This window comes from Tautonia plasticadhaerens, from assembly GCF_007752535.1.
GTDB lineage: Bacteria > Planctomycetota > Planctomycetia > Isosphaerales > Isosphaeraceae > Tautonia > Tautonia plasticadhaerens.
Genome location: NZ_CP036426.1, coordinates 4,472,325 through 4,494,106 on the forward strand (window position 1 = coordinate 4,472,325; position 21,782 = coordinate 4,494,106).

The following is a 21,782-nucleotide window of genomic DNA, read 5'->3' on the forward strand; positions in this document are numbered from 1 at the left end:
GCCACCTTCAGGGCGGCGAGCCGAGATTCCAGTTCCACGCGATGGAGGTCGAGGTCCGGATTTCCGACAGGTTGCTGATGCGACGCGGCGCGGTTTCGCGGAGCAGGTTGAGCAGGGCCCTGGCATGGTTCGAGCGTCGGGCGGTCGTCTCAGGAGTCGTCCCCCAGGGTCCGCTTCGTCCGCAGCATGTGGTGATAATGCTGCGCGAACCGGTGCGACTCGTCCCGGACGTACTGCAACAGCCTCAGGGCGAAGGAACGCCGGGACAGGACGATCGGGTCGGGCTTGCCGGGGACGTAGATCTCCTCCTCCTGCTTGGCCAGGGAGATCAGGGTCGGGACCTCCACGCCCAGCGCCTTGAAGGCGTCGAGGGCCGCGTTGAGCTGCCCCTTGCCGCCGTCGATCAGGAAGATGTCCGGGAACGGCTCGTCGCGCTCCTGGAGCCCCTGGATGCGCCGGGAGACGACCTCCCGGATCGAGGCGTAGTCGTCCACTCCGGTCACGCTCTTGATCCGGTAGCGGCGGTATCCCGGCTTGAAGGGGAGGCCGTCGATGAAGGTGACGAGCGAGCCGACCGTCTCGGTGCCGCCGAGGTGGGCGATGTCCACCCCGTGGATCGTCCGGGGCGTCTTCGGCAGGTTCAGGACCTTCTGCAAGCCCCGGAGCCCCTTCTTCGGGTCCTGGTAGAAGACCTCGGGCTGGGCGTGTTCTTCGAGGTTGCCCCTCAAATTCAGGTTCTGCAGCGCCTTGAGTTCGTCCCGCAGGCGGGCCGCCTTCTCGAACTGGAGCGCCTTGCTCGCCTCCTTCATCTCCTCCTCCATCTCCCGGAGGACGACGTCCTTCTTGCCGTCGAGGAAGAGGCGGAGGCGTCGGATGTCCTGCCGGTAGGCGTCCCGGTCGATCCGGAGGTTGCAGGGGGCGGTGCACTGGTTGATCGAGTGCAGCAGGCAGGGGCGGAACCAGCGCCACCGGGGGTCGTCGGCGTCGATGTCGAGCGAGCAGGTCCGGAACTTGAAGATGCGTTGCAACACCTGGATCGCCCCCCGCAGCCCCTTGGCCCGGGGGAAGGGCCCGTAGAGCTTCACCCCCCGGTCCTTCGGCTCCCGGGTGAAGTTGACCCGGGGGAAGTCCTCTCCGGTGGTGATCTGGAGGTAGGGGAAGGACTTGTCGTCCTTCAGATCCGCGTTGTGCCTCGGCTGGATGTCCTTGATGAGCCGGGCTTCCATCAACAGCGCGTCGACCTCGCTGTCGGCGTCGAGGTGGTCGATGTCCACCACCTCGCCGATCCAGTCGCGGATCCGGGCGTCCGCCTCGGCCGCCTTGAGGAAGTACGAGCCGACCCGGGCGCGGAGGTTCTTCGCCTTGCCGACGTAGACGACCCGACCCTGGGCATCCTTGAACAGATAAACCCCCGGCGACCTCGGCAGGGCCCGGACCCTGGCCCTGATCGCCGAGGGGGCCTCGGGGGCCGTGCCCCCCGCCGGGGGGTCGGGGGTGGCGTCGGCCGAGGGGGAGGGCGGGGGCGGGGACGAAGGCGAGGGGTCGGACATGGGAGGTCGCTCCGCGGCTCCCCCCGGGCGGCGGGGCGGGGGGATCGGTGTTCCTACCGTGATTCTTCGGGGGGCGGCAACTGCCGGAGCGCCAGCCAGAGCCCGAACCCGGCCCAGGCCACGCCGATCGCCCGGGTCGCCCCCGGGTGCCGGTGGCACCAGTCGACGACCTCCCGGTACGGCGCCGGCCCCCCTCGCCAGAGCGCGGCGTGACGCCGGGGCTCGATCGCCGCGACGATCCCGTCGCCGACCACCATCGTCGCCCACACCTGGATCAATCGTTGAGCGATCATCGGCCGGTTTCCCTCCTGCCGCTGTCCGACCCGCCCGGCGATCACGTCTTCCGTCCCTCTCCCCCGTCCCCGGGGGAGCGGGTGGGCGAATCCCGGGTGAGGGGGGATCGGACGACGCGCGAGCCTCCGGGATCGACACAACGACCCCTCCCCCCAGCGTATTCCCATCGAGCGGGGAGGGTGGGCGGGTCTCGCCTCGACGGTCGTCTCAGTCCCCCCCCTCGGGGACCTTCGCCGCGATGTACTTGTGGATGTCCTCGGCCATCCGCTCCAGCCGCCTCGTCGTCTCGGCCTTGGACGATTCGAGCGACTCGCCCTCCCCCAGGCCGGCGGTGTCGGTGCGGGCGAACAGGTAGAACTTGATCTTGGGCTCGGTGCCGGAGGGCCGGGCGGCAAACCGCGTGCCCGGCGCGTCGAGGTGGAAGATAAGCAGATCCCCCGACGGCTCCGGCAGGGGGGTCGGCGGCGCGTCCGAGCCGGGCCTGCGCGACTCGTGCCGGCCGTAGTCGTCGACCCGGGTGACGGCCAGGCCGCCGACCTCCCGGGGCGGATCCTCCCGCAGGGCGGCCATCAGGGACGTGATCTTCTCCAGCCCGGTGCGGCCCTCGTACACCTTGTTGATGAGCGACTCGCCGTAGTGTCCGAGGTCCCGGTAGAGGCGGTCGAGGTACCCCAGGGCCGTCTGGCCCCGGGCCTTCAGGGTCGCCACCAGCTCCGCGAATAGCAGGGCCGCGACGGCCGCGTCCTTGTCCCGGACGTGGGTCCCCCGCAGGTAGCCGTGCGACTCCTCGAAGCCGAAGAGGAAGTCCGACGGCCCGGCCTGGTCGATCCGCCGGCCGATCCACTTGAAGCCGACGAGCAGGTCGTCCTCGCAGCCGATCCCCGCCCGGTCGGCCAGCGCCCGGCCCATCGGCGTGCTCACCAGCGTGGTGACGAGGTAGTGCGACGGCCTCAGGTCGCCCGCCCGCTTCACTTCCTCGATGACGAAGGCGGCCAGCAGGGCGCCGATCTGGTTGCCGGAGAGCGTCACCCAGGCGCCGGACGGGTCGCCGTCGGCCGGCAGGCCGACGCCGATCCGGTCGGCGTCCGGGTCGCTGGCGATCACGAGGTCCGCCCACGTCCGCCGGGCCTCCTCGATCGCCGGCCCCAGCGTCCGGGGGACCTCCGGGTTGGCCACGTGGCCGGGGACGTTGGTGAAGTCGGGGTCCGGGTCGCGCTGGGAGGCCAGCACGTTGACCCGGGAGAACCCGGCCGCCCTCAGGGCCGCCGCGCAGGCCGTCTCGCCGACGCCGTGCATCGGCGTGTAGACGACCGAGGCGTCCCGGGCGTCGGAGACCGACTGCGAGACGACGGCCGCGATGAAGGCGTCGTCCACCTCGGGGCCGACCATCACGACCGCGCCGTCGGCGACCGCCCGGTCGAGCGGGGCCATCGGGATCTCCCGCCCGGAGGCGGCCCCGACGCAGGCGATGATCCCCGCGTCGTCCGGCGGGATCACCTGGCCGCCGGTGCCGGAATAGCACTTGAAGCCGTTGTCCGAGGGCGGGTTGTGCGAGGCCGTGATCATGATCCCGGCGTCGCAGCCCAGGTGCCGGACCGCGAAGGAGAGCAGGGGGGTGGAGCGCATCTCCCCGAACAGGTAGACCGTGAACCCCGCCGCCGCCAGCACCCGGGCGCAGGTCTCGGCGAACTCCTTGGAGTTGCGCCGGGCGTCCCGGGCGATCACGCAGGACCGCGACGCGTCGGCCCCCTTGCGCGAGGTGACGTAGTCGGCCAGCCCCCGGGCGCTCTCGGCGATCGTCCGCTCGTTCAGCACGTTGGTGCCGACCGGGTACATCCGCCCGCGTCGGCCGCCGGTGCCGAACTCCAGGACGGCGAAGAAGGCGTCGTCCAGCTCCCGCCAGCGCCCCGCGTCGACGTCGGCGACCAGCCGGTCGCGGTACGGGGCAAAGGGGGGCTCGACCAGCCATCGCCGGATGTTGCCCGCCGAGGCCTCGGAGAGCGAGCCGTCCCGGGCCGCCTGCGCGACCTTCGCCAGGGAGTCGTCCGGAGCCGATGCCGTTGCCATGGGGGTGACCCTTCCTCGATGCAAAGCCGGGCGCGCACTCGGGCCGGCCGACCGGGGTCGGCCGCCCCACAGGCTATCCGCCCCCGACGATCCCCTTCAAGACCGCCGGCCGCCCCGGACGCCCCGCCTCGCGGCCCGCAAGGTCGGCCCGATCGGTTCGGGCGCGGGCCATCGCCGACGCAACTCCCAACTTTAACGAAAGTTGCGGAAACCTCCCCGGGGCCTGAGATTGTAAGTTCGAGGTGGCGATTCCAGGAAAGCGCCCGGATTTCCCACCCCCCCACGCCCCAGGTCGGTCGGCCGGGGGGGCGGGGCCGAAACTCGTTTTCCCTTGCCGGGCCGTCAGTTGCGCTGTCACCGTGGGATTCCTGGCCCCCCGCCCCAGGTTCCTGGCACGGCCATTGCGTTTCCCTCTTGACATGACGCCGGGGCGGTGAATACCCCCCGGGGCCGCTCAAGCCGGATGACCGGATCGCCAATAATAATCCCATCTTACCGAGCCTCGGCCCGGGCCCGACCGCGGGCCCTCGGGGTGCCGATCAGGACAGGGAGGTCTTGATGTCCCGGACCACGACGCGACGGATGCCCCGGCTGGAGGCCCTGGAAGCCCGCAAGCTCCTCTCCGGCGACGTGACCGGCGAGCAGCAGCTGGTGCTGGAGCTGATCAACGAGGCGCTGGTGGCCCCCGAGGCCGCCGCCGATCGCGTCGAGCAGGGCCTCAGCCGGGGGGCCCTCAACGCCATCGGCGAGGACGGCGACACCGTCACCCAGGTCGTCGCCGAGATCGCCGAGGCCGCCCCCAAGGCCCCCGTCGCCTGGGACCCCGAGCTGGCCAGGGCCGCCGAGGTGCACACCGAGTACCAGATCGACCTCGGCCGCCAGACCCACGACGGCCCCTCCGGCCTGAAGACCGCCACCCAGCGGGCCATCGCCGCCGGCTACGACGAGCCCGAGGCCGTCGCCGAGAACATCATCTTCGGCGTCGACTCCCCCGAGCAGGCCATGACCGCCTTCCTCGCCGACTACGGCCCCACCAACGCCCACGACCCCCACCGCGAGAACATCCAGCAGCCCGACAAGGCCGAGGACGAGGGCCACCAGGACGTCGGCGTCGCCGTCCTGCCCGTCGAGGTCCCCGTCAAGCCCGCCAACCCCTTCGGCGGCGCCGGCGAGTCCGAGACCAGGCTCGTCGTCACCCAGGTCTTCGGCCGCAAGAAGGACGAGGCCGCCCCCAGGCTCCTCGGCGTGGTCTACGACGACGCCGACGCCGACCGCTTCTACGACGTCGGCGAGGGGGTCTCCGGCGCCTCGGTGACGATCACCGAGAAGGGCACCGGCACCGCGACCGAGGTGAGCACCTGGTCCTCCGGCGGCTACCAGGCCGAGGTCGCCCCCGGCGACTACCGGATCGAGGTCCGCGTCGGCGACCGCCTCCTCAGCCGCAAGGAGGCCCGGGTCGGCGGCGAGAATACCAAGGTCGACTTCCTCGTCGGCGACGCCCCGAAGTCCTCCGCCCAGGTCGCCACCCCCTCCCCGACGAAGACCTCCACCCCGACGAAGGCCACCTCCTCCCCGGCGAAGACCTCCACCCCGACGCCCCGGACCGCCCCCGCCCCGAAGCCGACCCCGGTCGTCGCCGAGCGGCCCTCCGTCACGCCGGCCTCGGGCCCCTCGACCCCCCGCCCGACCGCGACGAGCACTCCGGCCCCGAAGCCGGCCTCCTCGCCGAGCCCTTCGAAGCCGAAGCCCGCCACGGATTCCCCCGCCGCCCCCCCGACGCGGCCGACCGCCTCGATCGACCCCACGCCCGCCCCCTCCAGGCCGATCCCCGCCCCCTCGACCACCCCGATTGAGGCCCCGGCTCCCCGCTCGGGGAGCCCGGTCGAGTCCTCCCGGGCGATCGACCGACTGCGGAACCTCGCGGCCCGGGCCGCGGCCTCGGAGGCGTCCGGCGCGATCTCGATGCTCCGCTCCAGCCTCTCCTCGGGCAACGTCCGCTCCTGGAAGGTCGCCGACTGACCGTCGGGCGACCTTCCGCGACCGATCCACGGTGAGCCGCGGCCCCGGGCCGGACAGGGATGTCCGACCCGGGGCCGTGCCGTTCCCCCGGCCCCTCAGCCGATCCTCAGCTCCGACCGCACGCCCCTCAGGTCCATCTCGAACTCGATCCCCCGGATCGGCGGCCGGCTGTAGAACCAACGGACGCCGTGCTCGGCCGCCGGGCCGATCGGCCCCAGCACCACCCCGGGCAGCAGCGGGGCCACCGGGTGGATCGTGTACAGGTCGACCGCCGTCACGCCCTCCCAGCCCGCCCCCAGCCCCCGGAGCCTCGCCTCCATCAGCCCCATCACGAACCGGGCCTTCTCCAGGATCGCCCCCGGGCCCGTCTCCTCGGCCCGGACGATCGCCCCCGCCTCCAACACCCCCTCCGGCAGCTCCCCCGCCCCCGCCACCACGAACGTCGGCGGGCCGGCCTCGTCGCCCCCCGGCCGGGCATAGGAGAAGGCGTAGAGCGCCGGCTCCCGCGGCGGCGCCACCTCGGGGGCCACGTTCGTCCGCGCCACCGGGTTGATCCCGTCGACGAACACGCCCCAGTCCTCCAGGATCCGGGCGTAGCCCGCGTTGAACTCGGCGAACCCCTCGAAGCCGAACGGCCGGGGGGACCGCAGCTCCACCGCGCAGAGCGCCGACGCCGGGCGCCCCTCGGCCTCCAGGACGCCCCGGATCCGCTCCATCCCCTCCCGGTAGGGGGCCGGGCGGTGCAGCGTCACCCGGGCGATCTCGAACCCCGGGGCGGCCACGACCCCGCACGAATACGGCGCAATCCCCGGCAGGAAGCGATACCCGCCGGTCGGGTGGTCGATCAGGGACACGGCTCGGTCTCCGGGTCGCGGTCGGGGGTCGTTACGGCTCCGGCCGGGGCTCCCCGACCCGGACGGGCATCCTACCCCGGACTCCCCCCGATCGACAGCGGGAAGGCCCCTCCGTTGCCGACTGTGTTAAGATGATGATACGATCCGCATTGCGCCCGATCGGCCCCGGATCGACGCGACACGACGCGACCCCCCCGACGCGACCGCTCGCCCCCCCGCGAGGATGCGACGACATGGCTCACGGCGACCCCGGCCACCCGCCGACCGACCCCTTCGGCCGCCGAGACGGCGGCGGCCTCGGCGACGGTCGCGCCCTCGCCGAGGCCGAGGCCCCCGACCCGGCCTCCCCCGGCCAGGTGGTCGAGACTACCGTCAGCCCCTTCCACTGCCTCTACCAGGACGCCCTCTGGCTGCATACCCAGGCCCGCCTCCGCCTGCCCCGGTCCGAGAGCGAGGCCGGGCGCCTCTGCCGGGCCTCCCTGCTGCTCTACCTCCAGGCCGCCGAGGCGCTGGTCCACCAGGCCGCCGTCGAGATCGGCCGCCCCGAGCTGGCCCACCTGATCGCCGACCCGAGCCGGCCCATGCCCCTGCGGGACGCCTGGGCCCTGCTCCCCGCCGTCGCCGCCGAGGAGCCCCCCGCCGCCCTCGACCCCGACGGCCCCCCCTGGCCCCAGTTCCTCGAGCTGCTCGCGCTGCGGGACGGCTGGACCTACCCCGGCCTCCCCTCCGAACGCCGGGCCTACTACGCCCCCTCCGCCGACGGCTCCAGCTTCGAGCCCCTCGACCCCCGGGCCGTCCCCCCCGGCCTCTGCCCGAGCCCCGACCGCCTCCGGTCGCCCCGGACCGGCCTCCCCCGCGACCCCTACGCCCTGCGCCCCCACCACCTCGACACCGCCCGGGGGGTGCTCGACCAGGCCATCGCCGCCCTCGACCGCCGCCTCGACGGCGCCCTCACCCGGGACGCCCGGCACCGCAAGGAACCCTGCCGGATCCTCCCCCCCCGCCCCCTCGCCTGACCGATCGACGCAGGGACGGATCGAGATCCCTCGACTCGTCCCCCGCGCCGGCCGATCCGCGACCTACGATCCCCGCGGTGGGGCCGTAGGCCATCGCCCCGATCGGACCGGATCGATCGGGCGCGCCCGGCCCCCGGATGCGTCGATCGATCGGTCGGGCGGCACCGCCGCCCCGGGGCGTCACGCGATGCAACGGCTCCTCTCGCAGCGCAGTCTCTTCCTCGGCACCTCGGTGTCGATCTCGATCAAGGACCGCGACCTCGCCGTCGTCCGGACCTCCGGCCGGTTCTGGAAGAACGAGGTCACCTATCCGCTCGACGAGATCAACCCCGAGCCCGCCCGGGTGCGTCGGGTCGACCGCCAGTGGGCCCTCGCCTCCGCCTTCCTCGGGATCTTCGCCGCGATGTTCCTGCTCGGCGCGCTCCATGAGGAGCTGGGCCACCACGCGATGCTCATCACGGGCCTGGCCTTCGCCCTCCCCGCCGCCTACTGCGCCGCGAAGACGGTCGCCCTGGCCCGGGGCGCCCTGGTCTACTTCCAGGTGCAGACCCACGCCCCCCTGTTCGTCCTCGGCGCCTCCCGGCCGAGCCGGGAGGAGGTGGATCGCTTCGTCGCCGCGTTCGCCGAGGCGATCCGGGCCGTCCGGTACCCCCGGGAATTCTCCCCCGCCGAACGGCTCACGCACTTCCGCCGCCACGTCGAGTTCCTGCACCTCGAGGACGTCATCTCCGCCGTCGAGCTCGCCATGATCCTCGACCGCCTCGAGCGCCGGGCCCGGGAGGCCGCCGAGGCCGAGCCCGGGGCCGACCCGGCGGCCCTTCCCGGTCGGGGCACCGCGGCCGTCGGCCTCGCCAACTGATCCGGACTCGCATGGAACCGTACCCCTGATTGTCCTGGATGGCCGGGCCCGATGCGGAATCGCCCGGATCGGTCACCTCGGGGTGGCTGGGGGCTCGTCCGCGAGCCCCCGGTCCATTCGCCTCGGCGACCGGGGGCTCGCGGACGAGCCCCCAGCCACCCCGGTCGTCCCATTGGCCGACGCCTCACGACTCCAGCCCAAGCCGAATCGGGGCCGACTCGGCGGCCCGCCCCGGCCTGGGCGCCGCGGATGTCGGCCTCGCCAACTGATCCCGGATCGAACGGGTTCCCGGCGATCGGGGAGCGGGTCGGGATCGCAGGGGCCCGCACCGCGGCCACGGTCGGGGGCGCGGGGGCAGGGGGCCAACGGCAGGAATTCGACCGCCACCTGACGGAGTCCGACCCTCTCCCCCGCCTGACGGAGTCCGACCCTCGCCCCCTTCTCACGGAATCGGTCCCTCGCCCCCGTCCTCGGGGGAGCGGGTGGGCGCAGCCCGGGTGAGGGGGGATCGGGCGACGCGCAGGGCGTGGCGATTCTTCGCAGCCACGACGCCCCCGGGGAGCAGACCCGGTGACTCCGCCCCGACCCGCCGAAATCGTGTGACTGGAATCGGCCGATCCCACGATGATAAAGGGGTCGGCCCGCTCTCCGCCCGCCCCGACGCCGGGGCCGACCCGGGCGAGGGCCGGGCCCGGGCCAGTCGACCCCGCACCCCTCGGCGACGCCGCCGCCCCCGGAGCCTCGACCCCATGTCCACGTCCGCACCCGACCCCGCCCCGTCGTCGAACCCCCCCGGCCCCCGGCCCGGGACCGGGATCGGGCCCGGCGCCCCCACCGGCAACCGGAACGCCGCCAGCCACGGCCTGACCGCCCGCCTCCCGCTCTGCGAGGCCGAGGCCGAGCGCCTGCATCGCACCGTCGAGTCCTGGACCGCCCAGCACCTGCCGACCACCGAGCCCGAGGCCGACCTGATCCGGTCCGCCGCCATCGAGGCCGTCCGCTACCGGCGCTGCGTCGAGGCCGAGGAGCGTGCCCTCCGGCCCCGGGCCCGGGAGGCGCTCCTCGGGTGGGAGGAGAAGCGGCGGCACGCCATCCGCCGCAAGGCCCAGGACCTCCGGGACGACCTCGAGGGGGTGCTCGACGAGCTGACCTCCAGCGCCTTCGGCATCGACTGGCTGCTGCGGCACTGGCGGGCCCTGCTCGGCCTGCTCTCCACCGGCCGGGGCTGGCGGGGGGACGACCTCGTGCAGGCCCTCCGGCTGCTGGGACGCCCCCCCCGGCGGCCGGAGCGGCCGGACCTCGACGCCCGGCTGCTCTGGGACCTCGCCGCCGTCTGCTGCCCCGCCACCGTCGACGCCGCCGCCCCCCCCGGCGTGACCGGCCCGGCCGAGGCCGCCGGCCGGCTCCGGGACCTCGTCGCCGACCGGATCGCCCGACTCGAGGCGCTGCGGCCGGTCGCCTGGGAGGCGGTCGAGGGGCCGATGGCCGAGGCGGTCGAGGCCGCCGCCATGGTCGACACCAGCCCCGAGGGGCTGCTCCGCCAGCGATACCGGAGGGAGGCCCTCCGGGACCGGGACCGCAGCCTCGCGCTGATCCTCCGCCTGAGGGTCGAGCGCTCGAAGATCGACGAGCGCGCCTGGCGGCTCGCCGAGAAGGGGCAGTCGCTGCGGACCCCCGTCGGCGGCGGCTGGTGGCGGGAAACCGACGCCTGGCCCGCCCCCCCCGGCTGCATCCCCCGCCCCCCGGCCCCCGATCCGGCCCCGGCCCCCGACGTCGAGGCCGAGGCCGAGGTCAACGCCGACCCCGTCCCGCCCCCGGGCCCGACCCCGCCCCCCGGCGACCGGCCCGCACCGCCCGATCCCCGAAACAACCCCCGAAACGCCGCCCCGGCCGACCCGACAGATCGACCCAAGTCGAACCCCGACATGCCGGTTGCGGATCGTCCCCTCCCGGCCGACCGGGACGACCCCCGGCGCACCCCCGGGCGCACCGACCGGCGCACCGGGGCGCACCGGGACGCCCCCGGCGGCCCCCCGACGCCCCCTGATCCCCCCGGACGCGTGGTTTCGGGGCAACCCGGGCGGCGTCTCCCCCTTGCGGCACGATTCGTGAACGGTTCGGATCGACCCCCGCGGCCGCTCCCCCGGCCCCGGTGCGCCCGAGCCCGGTCGCCGACCGGGCCCCCCGACCCGGGAGGCGGCGATCGACCCCCCGTCGTCGCCCGACCCCCAGGAGATCGAACCCGATGAGACTGCACCTCGCCGCCCTGCTCGTCGCCCTCGCCGTCACCGCCTTCGGCCCCGGATCCGGCCGGGCGAATGCCCAGATGATGGCCGGATCCGGATCGCCCGTCGCCTGGTCGACCCCCGCCGACCCGTGGCCCTCCGGGTCGATCGGCATGGGCATGGGCATGGGCATGGCGATTCCCGCCGCGACCCCGACGTTCCCGTACAGCTACTACGCCGCCTTCCCGGACCGGGCCCGGCAGTACGTTCCCTACGGCCCGGGCGACCAGTTCCCGTTCCACGGCTCGCCCTACGGCTCGATCAACGACCGATGGTCCTGGTCGACCCTGGCCGGGACCGCCGGCGCCCCGAGGCGCTACTACTACCCCCCCGTCCGCTGACCAAATGGACGGCTTGCCCGTCCCGAGTCCCAACTCACGGGGACCGGGACGGGCCGCTCGATGCGTTCTTTGACAATCCGCAACGGCGCATCCGGGATCGCATGCCCCCCGTCCCGACCGGGCCGGGGGCTGGCCTCTTCCGTCCCCGGCCGCCCCATCGGCCCGACTCCCGGGCGATCCGGGAAGACGCGCGGCCCATCCTCGCGGGTCCGTCGCCCCGAGCGCGGAGAGATAAGGGTCAGACCCCGACCCTCGCCCCCGTCCTCGGGGGAGAGGGTGGCCGAAGGCCGGGTGAGGGGGAGCCGAGGACGCGCCGGGCCTTGCGTCCCATACGCCGACCCCTCACCCCGGCCATCTCCCATCGCTCGGGGAGAGGGGGAGGGAGTCCGGCCGCTCGCCCGGAGAGGGCGTCGAGGGACGGGCCCCGGTTCGGATCACCCGCCGTTGCCGGGGGCGCCCTTCATCTTGTCGCGGAAGACCTGGCTGAACTTCTTCAGCTTGGGGATGATCTGGAACTGGCAGTACCCGGCGTTGGGGTGCTTGCGGAAGTAGTCCTGGTGGTACGGCTCGGCCGGGAAGAAGGCCTCGATCGGGACGACCTGGGTGACGACCGGCTTCCGGAACACCTTGGCCTCATTGAGCTTCGCCTTCAGCTCCTTCGCCTCGTCGAACTGCGCCTGATCGTGGGCGAGGATGATCGAGCGGTACTGGGTGCCGATGTCCGGCCCCTGGCGGTTCAGGGTGGTCGGGTCGTGGGTCTTCCAGAAGATCTCCAGCAGCTCGGCGTAGCTGACCACCGAGGGATCGTAGGTGACCTGGATCACCTCGGCGTGGCCGGTCAGGCCGGTGGAGACCTGCTCGTAGGAGGGGAAGGGGACCCGGCCCCCGGAGTAGCCGGAGACCACGTCGCCGACCCCCTTGACCAGCTCGAAGACCGCCTCGGTGCACCAGAAGCAGCCGCCGCCGAAGGTGGCCAGCTTCGGCTCCGAGGAGACCGGCGGGGCGGCCGTCTCGCCTTCCTGGCCCGTGTCGGGCTTCCCCCCCGTTTCCGTTTCCTTGGGCTCGTCGGTCTGCACGGCGGGTTCCTCCGCGGGGCGGTCGCCCTGCTGCGGCGTCTTCTGCGGTTGCGAGGGGGCGGCGACGACGGGCCCGACACCGGGACCCGGGTCGGCCGGGGCCCCGGCAATCGCCAGGAGCAGGGCCGTCGAGATCGCGATCGTCATCCTCAAGGGCTCCCGGGGATTCGGGGCCGGCCTCCCCCCGGTCGACCGGATCGGGACGGGGGCGGCCCCTCGACGTCCTCACCATTGTAGACCCGGAGTCGACGGGGCACACCCGGGGGCAGGGCATTTGCATCTCGATCCGGCCGACCCCCGGGGCCGGCCGACCCGGCCCCGAACCCGAGCCCGAGGACCATCGCCATGACCCCCACCGCCGACGACCGAGACGCCACCCCGGGCGACGACGACCGCCGCCCCCGACCCGACGACGAGCCCGACGAGGTCGAGCCCGACGAGGTCGAGGTCGCCTCCGAGGACTCCTTCCCCGCCAGCGACCCGCCGTCCTGGACCCCGATCACCGAGGTCGGCCCCCCGAAGGATCATCAACCCGAACCCATCCGGGACGACCCCGGCCGATGATCCGGGCCCCGGCCGGCCGGCCGGTCAGCGGGGGGGCTCGCCGCCGGGCGGCGACTTCGGCGGGTGAGCCCTCAGGAGGCGGGACTGGTCCCGGCCCGAGACCCATCGCCTCAGGTAGCGCGGGTCCTCGTGCTCCCAGCGCCTCCCCGAGGCGTCGACCATGGCGCATCCGCCCCGGCTCGCGTACCGTCCCTGCTTCGGTCGCTTGGTCATGATGCCGCTCCCCGGCTCGCGGTCGATCCTTCGGTGGGGGGCCCGGCCCCCCGGCGACGATCTCCAGGCTATCCGGCGGGATCCCGCCCCGTCAAACGAAGATCCCGAATTGTCTGGTCGCGGTCGCCGGGACACCCGATCGCGTCTCGATCCCACCCCGGGGCCGCCTCGCCCTCAGGCCGGGGGGCCGACCCGGTACTTGCGGACCTTCTCCGGGTCGACCTCGATCCCCAGCCCCGGCGCCTGGGGGACGGCCATCCGCCCGGCCCGGATCTCCAGGGGGCGGACCAGGACGTCCTCGACGAGCCCGTAGTAGGTGCAGTCGTTGGCCAGGGGGAAGTTCGGCGTGCCGGCCGCCAGGTGGAGCATGGCCGCCGTCTTCGGCCCGAGGTCGTGGGCGCAGTGGACCACGCAGGGGACCCCGGCCGACGCCGCGACCTCGGCCACTCGCTTCGTCGCCCAGACCCCGCCGCACTGGTAGGTGTCCGGCAGGAGGACGTCGGCCGCCTCCTTGTCCAGGATCTCCCGGACCCGCTCCGGGGTGGTGACCGACTCGTTCAGGGCCAGGGGGGTGGAGGTCAGCCCCCGGATCCGGGCCGACTCGTCGATCAGGTCCTCCCCCATCGGCTGCTCCAGGTACTGGAGGCGGTAGGGCTCCAGGTCCTTCGCCAGTTGCTCGCAGGCCTCGGGGGAGTAGCCGGTGTTCGGGTCGATCCGCAGCTCCAGGCGGTCTCCGACCGCGTCCCGGACCCCCCGGACCATCGCCAGGTCCTCCTCCGGGTCGCGGCCGGCCTTGGCCTTGAGGGTGGAGAAGCCCATCTCGACGTAGAGCCGGGCGATCTCCCCGGCGCGGTCATGCGACTGGATCCCCATGCAGGCCGCCAGCTCGACTTCCGACCGGCAGGGCCCCCCCAGCAGCCGGTAGAGCGGCACGCCGCGGGCCTTCCCGGCCAGGTCCCACATCGCCATCTCGACGGCGCTCTGGATGTAGATGTGCTCGAACGTCAGGCCGTCGCAGGCCGCCACGACGTCGGTGGGGTCGACCCCGGCGAGGGTCGGCCGCAGCGCCTCGGCCTCCCGGCCCGTGAGCGGGTCGCCGAGGTAGACCTGGGGGGCCTCCCCCCAGCCCTCCGTCCCGTCGTCCGCCTCCAGCCGGATCAGGATCGACCGGGTGACCGACTGCCCCCGGTACCGGGAGTGGTAGGGGGCGATCGGGGCCTTCTGAGGCACCTCGACGAGGAAGGAGTCGACCCGGCTGATCTTCATGCGAGTGCCCTCGGGAGGGGTGGCGAGCCCCCCGCCCGGGGTCGGCCCGGCCCGGCGGGGTCGGGCCCCAGGGTACCCGGCGCGGGGCCCGGCCGGGAGATCCCGCCGCCCTCCCGCGAACCGGGGCCCGGCCCCCGGTGTCCCTCCCCATCGAGACCGATCGGTCTCCCGAACCGAGGAGGATTCGAGCATGAACACCAATCCCAGGCCGCTCGACCCGGCCCGACACCTCGCCCGACACGAGACCTGAAGGCACCGCCCGACCCTCGGAGGGTCCGGGGCCGAGCGGCCGTGACGGCGGGGTGACCTCGTCCCCCGTCCGCCCATCCGGCCGCCCGTCCCGTCCCCGATCCACCCGAGCGCAGAGCCATGCCCACCGCGATCGCACCCAGGGAGTTCGCCAAGCGCCTGATCGACCGGGCGATCCACGACTCACTCGACGAGGCCGTCGGGGCCAAGTCGAGGAGGGCCTTCTCCCACCTGCTCTGGAACGTCCAGGGCCGTTCCGACCTGCTCCGCCCCCGCCGGCTCGCCGGCCGGGCCGACGCCCAGGCGTCGGCCCGGCTGGTCTCCGGGCTGCTCGCCCTGGTCGAGTGCCGACGCCGGTGGCTCCGGCCCCTGGAGGGGTGGGAGCCGGCCGGGGTCGGCCCGCTCCCGCTCTTCTCGTCGCTGGCCCACCACCTGCTGGCCCGCTACCCGGTCCCGCCGGTCCTGCTGTCGAGCTGGTTCCGCGGGCCGGGATGGCCGGGGAATCGGCTCCGGCACTGGTTCCTGGAGGCGGCGGCCGGGGGCAGCCTGCGGGCGATCCTCTCGACGGTCCGGATGACCCGCCGGATGGCCTTCGAGTTCTCCCAGGCCCCTCCCCACGTCCCGATCGAGGAGGCCCTCTGCCGGGCGCGGGTCCGGGGCATGGGGGGGCCCGACGCGCTGGCCCGGGCCGTGGCCGCCACCCGGCTCGGCCGGACGCTCTACCTCGACCCGTTCTGGTCCTCGCTGATCTCCCTGCTGATGAACACCCCCCGGCTGGACCTCGGCCGGATCGACCCCATCGTCGAGTACCTGTACGCCGAGCGGTTCGAGTACCGGACGGTCGTCATCGGCGAGGACACCGAGGTGCAGCTGGAGCCCCCCCGGCCCGAGCTGTCGATCAAGGGCTGCACCGCGGACTCGCTGGCCCGGAGGGCCGCCGAGTGGGGGGCCCGGAGGCGGCCGGGGGCGCCCGAACGGAGGCTGTTCCGATGGGAGCCTTCGGGGCTGGGAGGGTTCCGACGAGAGGGGGGCGACGGCCGGGCCTGGACCATCGTCGAGCTGCTGGACAGTGATGCCCTGGCCGCCGAGGGGAAGGCGATGCGGCACTGCGTCGCCACCTACACCGCCGGCTGCGCCCGGGGGAGGTCGAGCATCTGGTCGCTCGGCGAGGAGTGCCCGGGCGGCAGGAGACGGGTGCTGACCATCGAGGTCGACCCCGAGTCCCGGTCGGTCGTCCAGGCGAGCAAGAAGTGCAACGAGGACCCGGACGAGGCCAGCATGGCCCTGCTCCGGGAGTGGGCGGGGGCCGAGGGCCTCTCGATCGACTGGTGAGGCCGGGTCGGCCCCGGGTCAGGGCAGCAGGCAGAGGCGGAAGGGCCGGGCGGAGGAGGGGCGGAGGCTGGTCGAGACGCTCAGGGCCTCGGCCAGCTCCCGCCGCAGCGAGCCCAGCAGGGCCTCGGCCAGGCGGAGGCGGTCGCCGGGGAAGCGGACCTCGACGCTCGCCCCCGACTCCAGCCGGGACCGGAGGGCGGCCAGGTCGAGGCCCTCGGGCGGCGGGCCCCCCGGGCCGGGTCCGATCGGGGGGTGGCAGCGGCCTAGCTCGACCTCGTCGAGCGTCGGCGGGGGGTCGGCCCGGTACCGGAGGATCCCCAGGGCCATCGCGTCCCGGAAGACGGCGATCGGGTGGGCCCCGGAGCGCCGGAGCCCCTCGGCGTCGAGGAGCAGGGCATGGGTGTAGATCTGCCTGCCCCCCCTCCCGCTGTACTCCGGGGGCCCCTCGCAGGTCCGGGAGACGGCGACCCGCCCCCCGGGCAGGGGGTGGACGTTGACGCTCGCCCGGTTGGCGCCGTCGACGACCAGGGCGTCGTGCGACGGGGACCACGAGGCCAGGGCCCTCGCCTCGGCGTCGGAGACGCCCCGGGACCGGCCGACGACGTGGTAGCCGGACTGGCCGGCGCGGGGCAAGGAGGTGTAGATCGCCTGGTCCGCTCGCATCGGGCCGCCCCCCATCGTCCTGCCGGTCAGCGGAGCAGCCCGGCCATCCAGGCGAAGGGCTCGATCACCCCCTTCGGCTCGACCCGCAGCGGCACCAGGGACTCGCCGCCGTCCTGGTCGATGATCCGGCCGCAGGAGCCGGCGACGCTGGAGCAGAAGAACCGGGCGTGGCGGAGCTTCGCCTCGCACATCCGCCAGAGGGCCGGGGCGTGGGACCGGGCGAAGGCGTCGGCGTCGGCGATCGGCTCGTCGCAGAGGTCGACCTTGGTGAAGATCAGGGCCACCGGCAGCTCGACCTTCCCGCGTCGGCCCTGGTGCAGCGACTCCAGGTAGGAGATCAGCGACATGGCGAAGAACTCCTGGGCCTGGCCCTCGGCGATGACGCCGACGGTGTCGATCAGCACGGCCAGCCCGGAGCACCGGGCGATGATCGAGCGGACGGTCTTGTGGGAGCCGGGGCTCTCCAGCTCGGCGGCCACGGCCTCCCCGGCCACGTCGGGGGTGACCAGGTCGAACCCGGTCGTCCCCTTCTTGGCCTGGGAGGTCGTCACCTCGCAGTGGACCCACTGCCAGCGGTCGGCCTCGACGGGGGTCTTGTCCGGGAACCGCTGCTGCTGCATCGCGAACATCACCTGGCGCTGGAGGTTCAGCGAGAACGGGCCCCGGGCCACGCCGTGCAGCGACCCCACGCCGTGCGAGAGCAGGTCGAGCAGGATGCCGAGGTAGACCGTCTTCCCCACGCCGCTGGGGCCGAGGACGCCGACGACCCGGGGCGGGACCGGCCGGCCGCCGATCGACTGCACGACCTCCATCGGGGCGTGGCACTGGCCACAGGCCGCCCCCCGCACCCCGCCGCCGCAGAACGGGCAGGTGATCTGGTTGGTCCGGTAGGGCGATTCGTCGAGATAATTCGAGGTCGTGTACATATCGGGGCGTGCTCCGGGTCGATGGCCGGGGCCCTTCGCCCCGGCCCGGCGGCCGTCGTACCGATCGGGGGCGGCTCAGTCGGCCGGCGGCTCGCGGAGCCGGTCGGTCGAGAGGGCGCAGCGGAAGCCGATGTTGGGGCGGCGGTCCAGCACGCCCTGGCCGGTGACGAAGTGGCAGGTGGCCTCGCCGGGCAGGTAGGTGTCGAAGGCCCCCCCCGCGATCCGTCGCATGGGCTTCCACGGGCAGAACGACTCGCCGGGCCGGCAGGGGATGGCGTCGAGCGGGTCGTCGAGCCATTCCCAGACGTTGCCCGACATCTGGCGGATGCCGTTGGGCGTGCCGCCCGAGGGCATGGCGTCGACGGGGACCGTGCCGCCGATCCCGGTGGACCGGACGTTGGCCCGGGCCGGGTCGAACAGGTCGCCCCAGGGGTACCGGGTGCAGTGGCCGCCGCCGAGGTGCTCCGGCCATCCCCCGGCCTTCTGCCACTCGGCGGCCGAGGGCAGCCGCTTGCCCGCCCACCGGGCGTAGGCGGTCGCCTCGTACCAGCAGACGCCGACCACCGGGTGGTCGGCCTTCTCCGCCGGGAACTTCCCCCCCGTCCAGCCGGCCGGGCCGGGGCGACCGGCCTTGTCGGTGAACTGCAGCAGGCTCGGCCAGACTTCCCTCGGCCAGAGGTCCAGCGCGTCGTAGCAGCCGGCCGCCACGAACCGGGAGAACTGGCGGTTGCTGACCGCATGCCGGTCGAGGTAGTAGGCGGGGAGGTCGACGAGCTCGTCGCCGCCGTCCCCCCGGACGACGGCCACCGGGCCGGGGGGGATCAGGGCCATCCGGCGCCCCAGGGTGGCCCAGGCGCGCCGGGCGTCGTCCTCGTCGACGTGGGCCTCGGTCGACCGGAGCAGGGCGAAGGCGTCCCGGCCGTCGGCGATCAGCTCGTCGACGAACTGCCCGACCCGCTCCCCCCTCGGCGACGGCATGGCCCCGGCCTCGTCCGCGGGACCCCCGCCGAGCAGGCGTGCCATCCAGCCTCTCCTGGGCGAATCGACCTGTCCTCGGACCTTGAGCGACATCATGGTTCCTCTCGGTTGGCTCGGCGGATGGGGGGGCCGGCGGGGCGGTCAGCCCGGGGAGACGCCGCGCGACTCGGCCGCCCGCCGGACGTCCTTCCGCAGGGCCTCGAACTGCCGGACGATCGTGCGGTCGACCGAGTCGTCCAGCTCGACCGGGCGGCGGTAGTACTCCGGGGACGGACCCTGCCGGGGGGCCCGGTCGGGGCCGTCCCCCGGCCGGCCGGCCGACAGCGCGGCGACCTGCTCCCGCTCCAGTTGCTCCCAGGCCTCGGCCAGCCGGAGGCGGTCGTGCTCCAGCGCCCGGAGCTGCTCGGCCCACTCGCGCTCGCGGCGCTCCAGCTCGGCCTGCAGCGCAGCCCGCGACTTCTCGGCCGAGAGGGCCGCCTCGACGGCCGCCGCGGCCAGCTCGTCGACCCGGTCGAGCCAGCGGTGGACGCCCGTCCGGATCCGCTCGAGCGAGGCGGCGACGGCCGACGGTTCGGGCGGGGACTCCCGCTCGTCCAGCCAGGCCGCGCCCGTCGGCTCGCCGTCTCTTGGCAGCATCGGAACGACTCCGGGAGGGGGGGATTCTCGAGTTCCGCTCGGCTCATCGTCTCGCCCCGCTTCGCCCCAGGAGTCGGGAGATCCGGGCCGAGAGCTGCCGCTCCTTCCGCTCCTCCTCCTCCTTGACGTGCAGGTCCCGGAGGTGCTCGCGCAGGGCCTTGACCCGCTCGTTCGGCGACAGGTCGGCCGAGGAGATCCGGCCGGTCGTCGGCTGCGACTGCATGGCGGCCAGCTGCTGCTCGAAGCGGGATCGCACGTGCTCCAGGTCGCGTTCGGCGGCCTCTCGCCTCGCCTCGGCCCGGTCCAGGGCGCGGCGGAGCGCCTCGACCTCGGGCGGATCGGCGCCACCCTCGCCGCCGCCCCCGGCCCGGGCGTCGGCGTTGGCCTCGGAGAGCCGACGGCAGGCTTCGAGGAGCCGGAGGTTTTCCTGCTCCAGCGCGGCGAACGCCTCGGGGTCGACGGGGGAGGCCTCCCCGTCGAGGCGGGCCTTCAGGGCGTCGACCTCCCCTTCCAGGAAGCGGCGTTGCGCCTCCCAGGCCCGCCGCTGCTGCTCCATCTGGTCCCGGAGGGCCTCGGCCTCGCGTCGGGACCGGCCGGCCTCGTCGTCGGGGGCCTCGCCGTCGCCGAAGCGGGCCTCCAGCTCCTCGACCCAGCGGTGGAGCTGGTCCCACTCGGCCGACCGGGCGGCCTGGGCCCCCTCGATCGCCGAGAGCTGGTCGCAGAGCAGGGCGATCACCTCGTCCCGCTCGCCCAGGAGGGCGTTCAGCTCCTCGACTCGGGTCCCCACCACCGTCTCGGAGTGGATCGCCAGGAGCGAGGGCTGCTCGAAGGTCGGCTGCTCGTCCCTCATCCGGAGCTCGGCCTCGAGCCGGGCGACCTCCTCCTGGAGCAGGGCGACCGTGTCGACGAAGCCGCCGTCCGCGGGGTCGAACGTAGGGGTCGGTTCCATCGTGGCCTCGTCACGCGTTGGGGGCCCCGGCTCGGGCCGGGGGTTGGTCGGTCGGTTCAGCCGCAGGCGACCGCCTCGGGGGCCCGGAGCAGGTGGTCGACGGTGGCGACCAGGTCCGGCTCGGAGATCGGCCGGTGCAGGATGCCGTCCAGGCCCATCGCGTCGAGGCGGTTCAGCTCCTCCTCGTCGGTGAGGCCGGCGATGCCGACGAACCGGCACGACTCGGGGGAGAGCTCCCGGCAGGTGCGGACGAACGCCTCGTGGTCGGGGCGGTCGAGGGCGACGATCACCAGGTCGAACCGCTGGCGGCGGAGCAGCAACTGGGCCCCGACCCGGTCGCGGACCGCCTTGACCTGGCAGCCCCGGCCCCCGGGGCCGAGGGCCGACTGGATCGCCCGGGAGGCCTCCGGGTCGTCGTCGAGGACCAGGATCGACGCCCCGGAGGGGGCGGCCCGGCGCTCGACCAGCCCGGCGAGCTCCAGCCCCCGGGCGACGTCGGCGGCGGCCCCGACCGGCAGGCCGGCCTGCGCGGCCACCTCGGCCAGCGGCATCGAGCCGTCGAACAGCGCGTAGGCCTTCATCTCGGCGGGGCTGAGGCCGGTGCGGTCGAGGTTGCCGCCCCGGGGGGCCTGCCGGGCGAAGACGGCCGGGGCGGAGGCGTCGGCGTCGCCCGCCGGGTCGCAGCGCCGGACCCCCTCGACGGCCAGCGCGGGCAGGCTCATCTGGAGCGGGAACGCCTGGAACATGGGGGGCACGGCGGCGTCGGCCTCGAAGCTGAACTTGCCCGGCCCGGCGGTCAACGCCCAGTGGGAAAGGATGGCCGACTGGCAGCGGAGCAGGGCCCGGAGGCGCCTCGGGTCGGTCAGGCTCCGCTCCAGCATCCGGACCAGGCCGGACATCGACGGGTCGAGCCGCTCCCCCAGGGTGGCGGCCAGCAGCGGGGCCAGCTCGGCCAGCTCGGGGGGGACCAGGTCGAAGAGCCGATCGGGGCTGATCGTCGGCGAGCAGACGGCCTGGATCCGGCCGCCGGAGAGGGTGAACCGGATGCGGTCCTTCTCCAGCTCCAGGGTCAGGCGGCCGGAGCAGGCGTTGTTGTTCAGGAAGTCGATCACCGACCGGATCGGGAAGGCGGAGGTCTGCCCCTCGAGCAGGGAGTCCTTCACCTCGTCGACCACCTCCGGCATGGCGCACCCGGTGTTCTGCGCCCGGACGACCATCGCGCCGACCTGCAGGGCGTTGGCCACGCCGGTCCTGAGCAGGTCGGGGGTGAAGGGCTTGGGGATCTGGTCGACGACGTTGGGCAGCTCGGTGTAGTTGGCGAAGGCGCGATTGCGCATGGCCGAGCTGATGACCACCGGAATGTGCCGGGTCGACTCGCCCGCCAGCAGGCGTCGGCAGACCTCGTCGCCGGTGGTGCCGGGGAGCTGGTGGTCGAGCAGGATCAGGTCGGGCCGGATGGCCTCGGCCGCGTCGACCCCCGCGTCGGCGTTCGACGCCGTGGCGACCCGGTAGCCGGCCTGCGAGAGGTGGCACTCGACCATCTTGAGGATGGTCGGGCTGTCGTCGATAACCAGGATCTGCGGGCTGTCCATGGTTGCCCTCGGGCGGACGGTCGGTCGGGTCGATACGGTTCGGTTCGGTTCGG

20 protein-coding genes are annotated in these 21,782 nt (G+C 74.1%); 7 read left to right on the forward strand and 13 right to left on the reverse strand.

The window, feature by feature from the left end; genetic code table 11:
* Nucleotides 1-149: 149 nt before the first annotated feature.
* The 3 genes from ElP_RS18030 to ElP_RS18040 form a co-directional block, all read right to left on the reverse strand.
* The gene (locus ElP_RS18030; protein ID WP_145271613.1) at nt 150-1,550 is read right to left on the reverse strand and encodes an excinuclease ABC subunit UvrC; all 1,401 of its coding nucleotides are present in this window, start codon (nt 1,548-1,550) and stop codon (nt 150-152) included.
* Between the two features lie 53 nt (nt 1,551-1,603).
* Nucleotides 1,604-1,843, reverse strand: coding sequence for a hypothetical protein (locus tag ElP_RS18035; protein WP_145271615.1), 240 nt, complete (start codon nt 1,841-1,843; stop codon nt 1,604-1,606).
* A 208-nt stretch (nt 1,844-2,051) separates the two neighbouring features.
* Nucleotides 2,052-3,911, reverse strand: a complete 1,860-nt coding sequence (locus ElP_RS18040) for a phospho-sugar mutase (RefSeq protein WP_145271617.1) — start codon at nt 3,909-3,911, stop codon at nt 2,052-2,054.
* A gap of 558 nt (nt 3,912-4,469) precedes the next feature.
* On the opposite strand from ElP_RS18040, the gene ElP_RS18045 reads away from it, so the two are divergent.
* Entirely contained in the window at nt 4,470-5,930 is a 1,461-nt protein-coding gene (locus ElP_RS18045; protein WP_145271619.1) for a CAP domain-containing protein, read from the forward strand.
* Between the two features lie 95 nt (nt 5,931-6,025).
* Here the strand turns inward: ElP_RS18045 and cnbZ are convergent, their stop codons facing one another.
* Nucleotides 6,026-6,784 (reverse strand): 2-amino-5-chloromuconate deaminase CnbZ, encoded by a 759-nt coding sequence (gene cnbZ / locus ElP_RS18050; RefSeq protein ID WP_145271621.1) that lies wholly within the window; start codon nt 6,782-6,784, stop codon nt 6,026-6,028.
* 233 nt (nt 6,785-7,017) lie between these two features.
* Between cnbZ and ElP_RS38320 the strand changes: the two genes are divergently transcribed.
* The 4 genes from ElP_RS38320 to ElP_RS18070 all read left to right on the forward strand — a co-directional run bounded on the left by ElP_RS38320 (nt 7,018) and on the right by ElP_RS18070 (nt 11,285).
* Nucleotides 7,018-7,800 (forward strand): hypothetical protein, encoded by a 783-nt coding sequence (locus ElP_RS38320; RefSeq protein WP_197446153.1) that lies wholly within the window; start codon nt 7,018-7,020, stop codon nt 7,798-7,800.
* A 187-nt stretch (nt 7,801-7,987) separates the two neighbouring features.
* Complete coding sequence (locus tag ElP_RS18060; RefSeq protein ID WP_145271623.1) at nt 7,988-8,659, forward strand: hypothetical protein; 672 nt, start codon at nt 7,988-7,990, stop codon at nt 8,657-8,659.
* Between the two features lie 749 nt (nt 8,660-9,408).
* Nucleotides 9,409-10,908 carry a hypothetical protein gene (locus ElP_RS18065; RefSeq protein WP_145271625.1) on the forward strand — a complete coding sequence of 500 codons (1,500 nt, stop codon included), beginning with the start codon at nt 9,409-9,411 and terminating at the stop codon, nt 10,906-10,908.
* Nucleotides 10,905-11,285 carry a hypothetical protein gene (locus tag ElP_RS18070; protein WP_145271627.1) on the forward strand — a complete coding sequence of 127 codons (381 nt, stop codon included), beginning with the start codon at nt 10,905-10,907 and terminating at the stop codon, nt 11,283-11,285. The genes ElP_RS18065 and ElP_RS18070 overlap by 4 nt, the downstream gene beginning before the upstream one ends.
* Nucleotides 11,286-11,719: 434 nt before the next feature.
* Here the strand turns inward: ElP_RS18070 and msrA are convergent, their stop codons facing one another.
* Nucleotides 11,720-12,508, reverse strand: a complete 789-nt coding sequence (msrA, locus tag ElP_RS18075) for a peptide-methionine (S)-S-oxide reductase MsrA (RefSeq protein WP_145271629.1) — start codon at nt 12,506-12,508, stop codon at nt 11,720-11,722.
* 198 nt (nt 12,509-12,706) lie between these two features.
* Between msrA and ElP_RS18080 the strand changes: the two genes are divergently transcribed.
* The gene (locus ElP_RS18080; RefSeq protein ID WP_145271631.1) at nt 12,707-12,925 is read left to right on the forward strand and encodes a hypothetical protein; all 219 of its coding nucleotides are present in this window, start codon (nt 12,707-12,709) and stop codon (nt 12,923-12,925) included.
* A gap of 24 nt (nt 12,926-12,949) precedes the next feature.
* Here ElP_RS18080 and ElP_RS40690 read toward each other — a convergent pair whose 3' ends face one another.
* Together ElP_RS40690 and ElP_RS18090 are read right to left on the reverse strand one after the other, a co-directional pair.
* Nucleotides 12,950-13,138 carry a hypothetical protein gene (locus ElP_RS40690; RefSeq protein ID WP_145271633.1) on the reverse strand — a complete coding sequence of 63 codons (189 nt, stop codon included), beginning with the start codon at nt 13,136-13,138 and terminating at the stop codon, nt 12,950-12,952.
* A gap of 174 nt (nt 13,139-13,312) precedes the next feature.
* Complete coding sequence (locus ElP_RS18090; RefSeq protein WP_145271635.1) at nt 13,313-14,404, reverse strand: mandelate racemase/muconate lactonizing enzyme family protein; 1,092 nt, start codon at nt 14,402-14,404, stop codon at nt 13,313-13,315.
* A 369-nt stretch (nt 14,405-14,773) separates the two neighbouring features.
* Here ElP_RS18090 and ElP_RS18095 point away from each other — a divergent pair, with 369 nt between their 5' ends.
* Nucleotides 14,774-15,985, forward strand: coding sequence for a PcfJ domain-containing protein (locus ElP_RS18095; RefSeq protein ID WP_145271637.1), 1,212 nt, complete (start codon nt 14,774-14,776; stop codon nt 15,983-15,985).
* A gap of 18 nt (nt 15,986-16,003) precedes the next feature.
* Here ElP_RS18095 and ElP_RS18100 read toward each other — a convergent pair whose 3' ends face one another.
* From ElP_RS18100 to ElP_RS18125, 6 genes are all read right to left on the reverse strand, one after another.
* Nucleotides 16,004-16,648, reverse strand: a complete 645-nt coding sequence (locus tag ElP_RS18100; RefSeq protein WP_145271639.1) for a GAP1-N2 domain-containing protein — start codon at nt 16,646-16,648, stop codon at nt 16,004-16,006.
* A 26-nt stretch (nt 16,649-16,674) separates the two neighbouring features.
* A complete protein-coding gene (locus tag ElP_RS18105; RefSeq protein ID WP_145271641.1) occupies nt 16,675-17,574 on the reverse strand; it encodes a TRAFAC clade GTPase domain-containing protein in 900 nt (299 codons plus the stop codon).
* Between the two features lie 75 nt (nt 17,575-17,649).
* The gene (locus ElP_RS18110) at nt 17,650-18,597 is read right to left on the reverse strand and encodes a formylglycine-generating enzyme family protein (protein ID WP_197446154.1); all 948 of its coding nucleotides are present in this window, start codon (nt 18,595-18,597) and stop codon (nt 17,650-17,652) included.
* Between the two features lie 96 nt (nt 18,598-18,693).
* A complete protein-coding gene (locus ElP_RS18115) occupies nt 18,694-19,188 on the reverse strand; it encodes a hypothetical protein (protein ID WP_145271645.1) in 495 nt (164 codons plus the stop codon).
* Nucleotides 19,189-19,231: 43 nt separating this feature from the next.
* Nucleotides 19,232-20,137, reverse strand: coding sequence for a hypothetical protein (locus ElP_RS18120; RefSeq protein WP_145271647.1), 906 nt, complete (start codon nt 20,135-20,137; stop codon nt 19,232-19,234).
* Nucleotides 20,138-20,193: 56 nt separating this feature from the next.
* Nucleotides 20,194-21,729 carry a response regulator gene (locus ElP_RS18125; protein ID WP_145271649.1) on the reverse strand — a complete coding sequence of 512 codons (1,536 nt, stop codon included), beginning with the start codon at nt 21,727-21,729 and terminating at the stop codon, nt 20,194-20,196.
* Nucleotides 21,730-21,782: the final 53 nt, after the last annotated feature.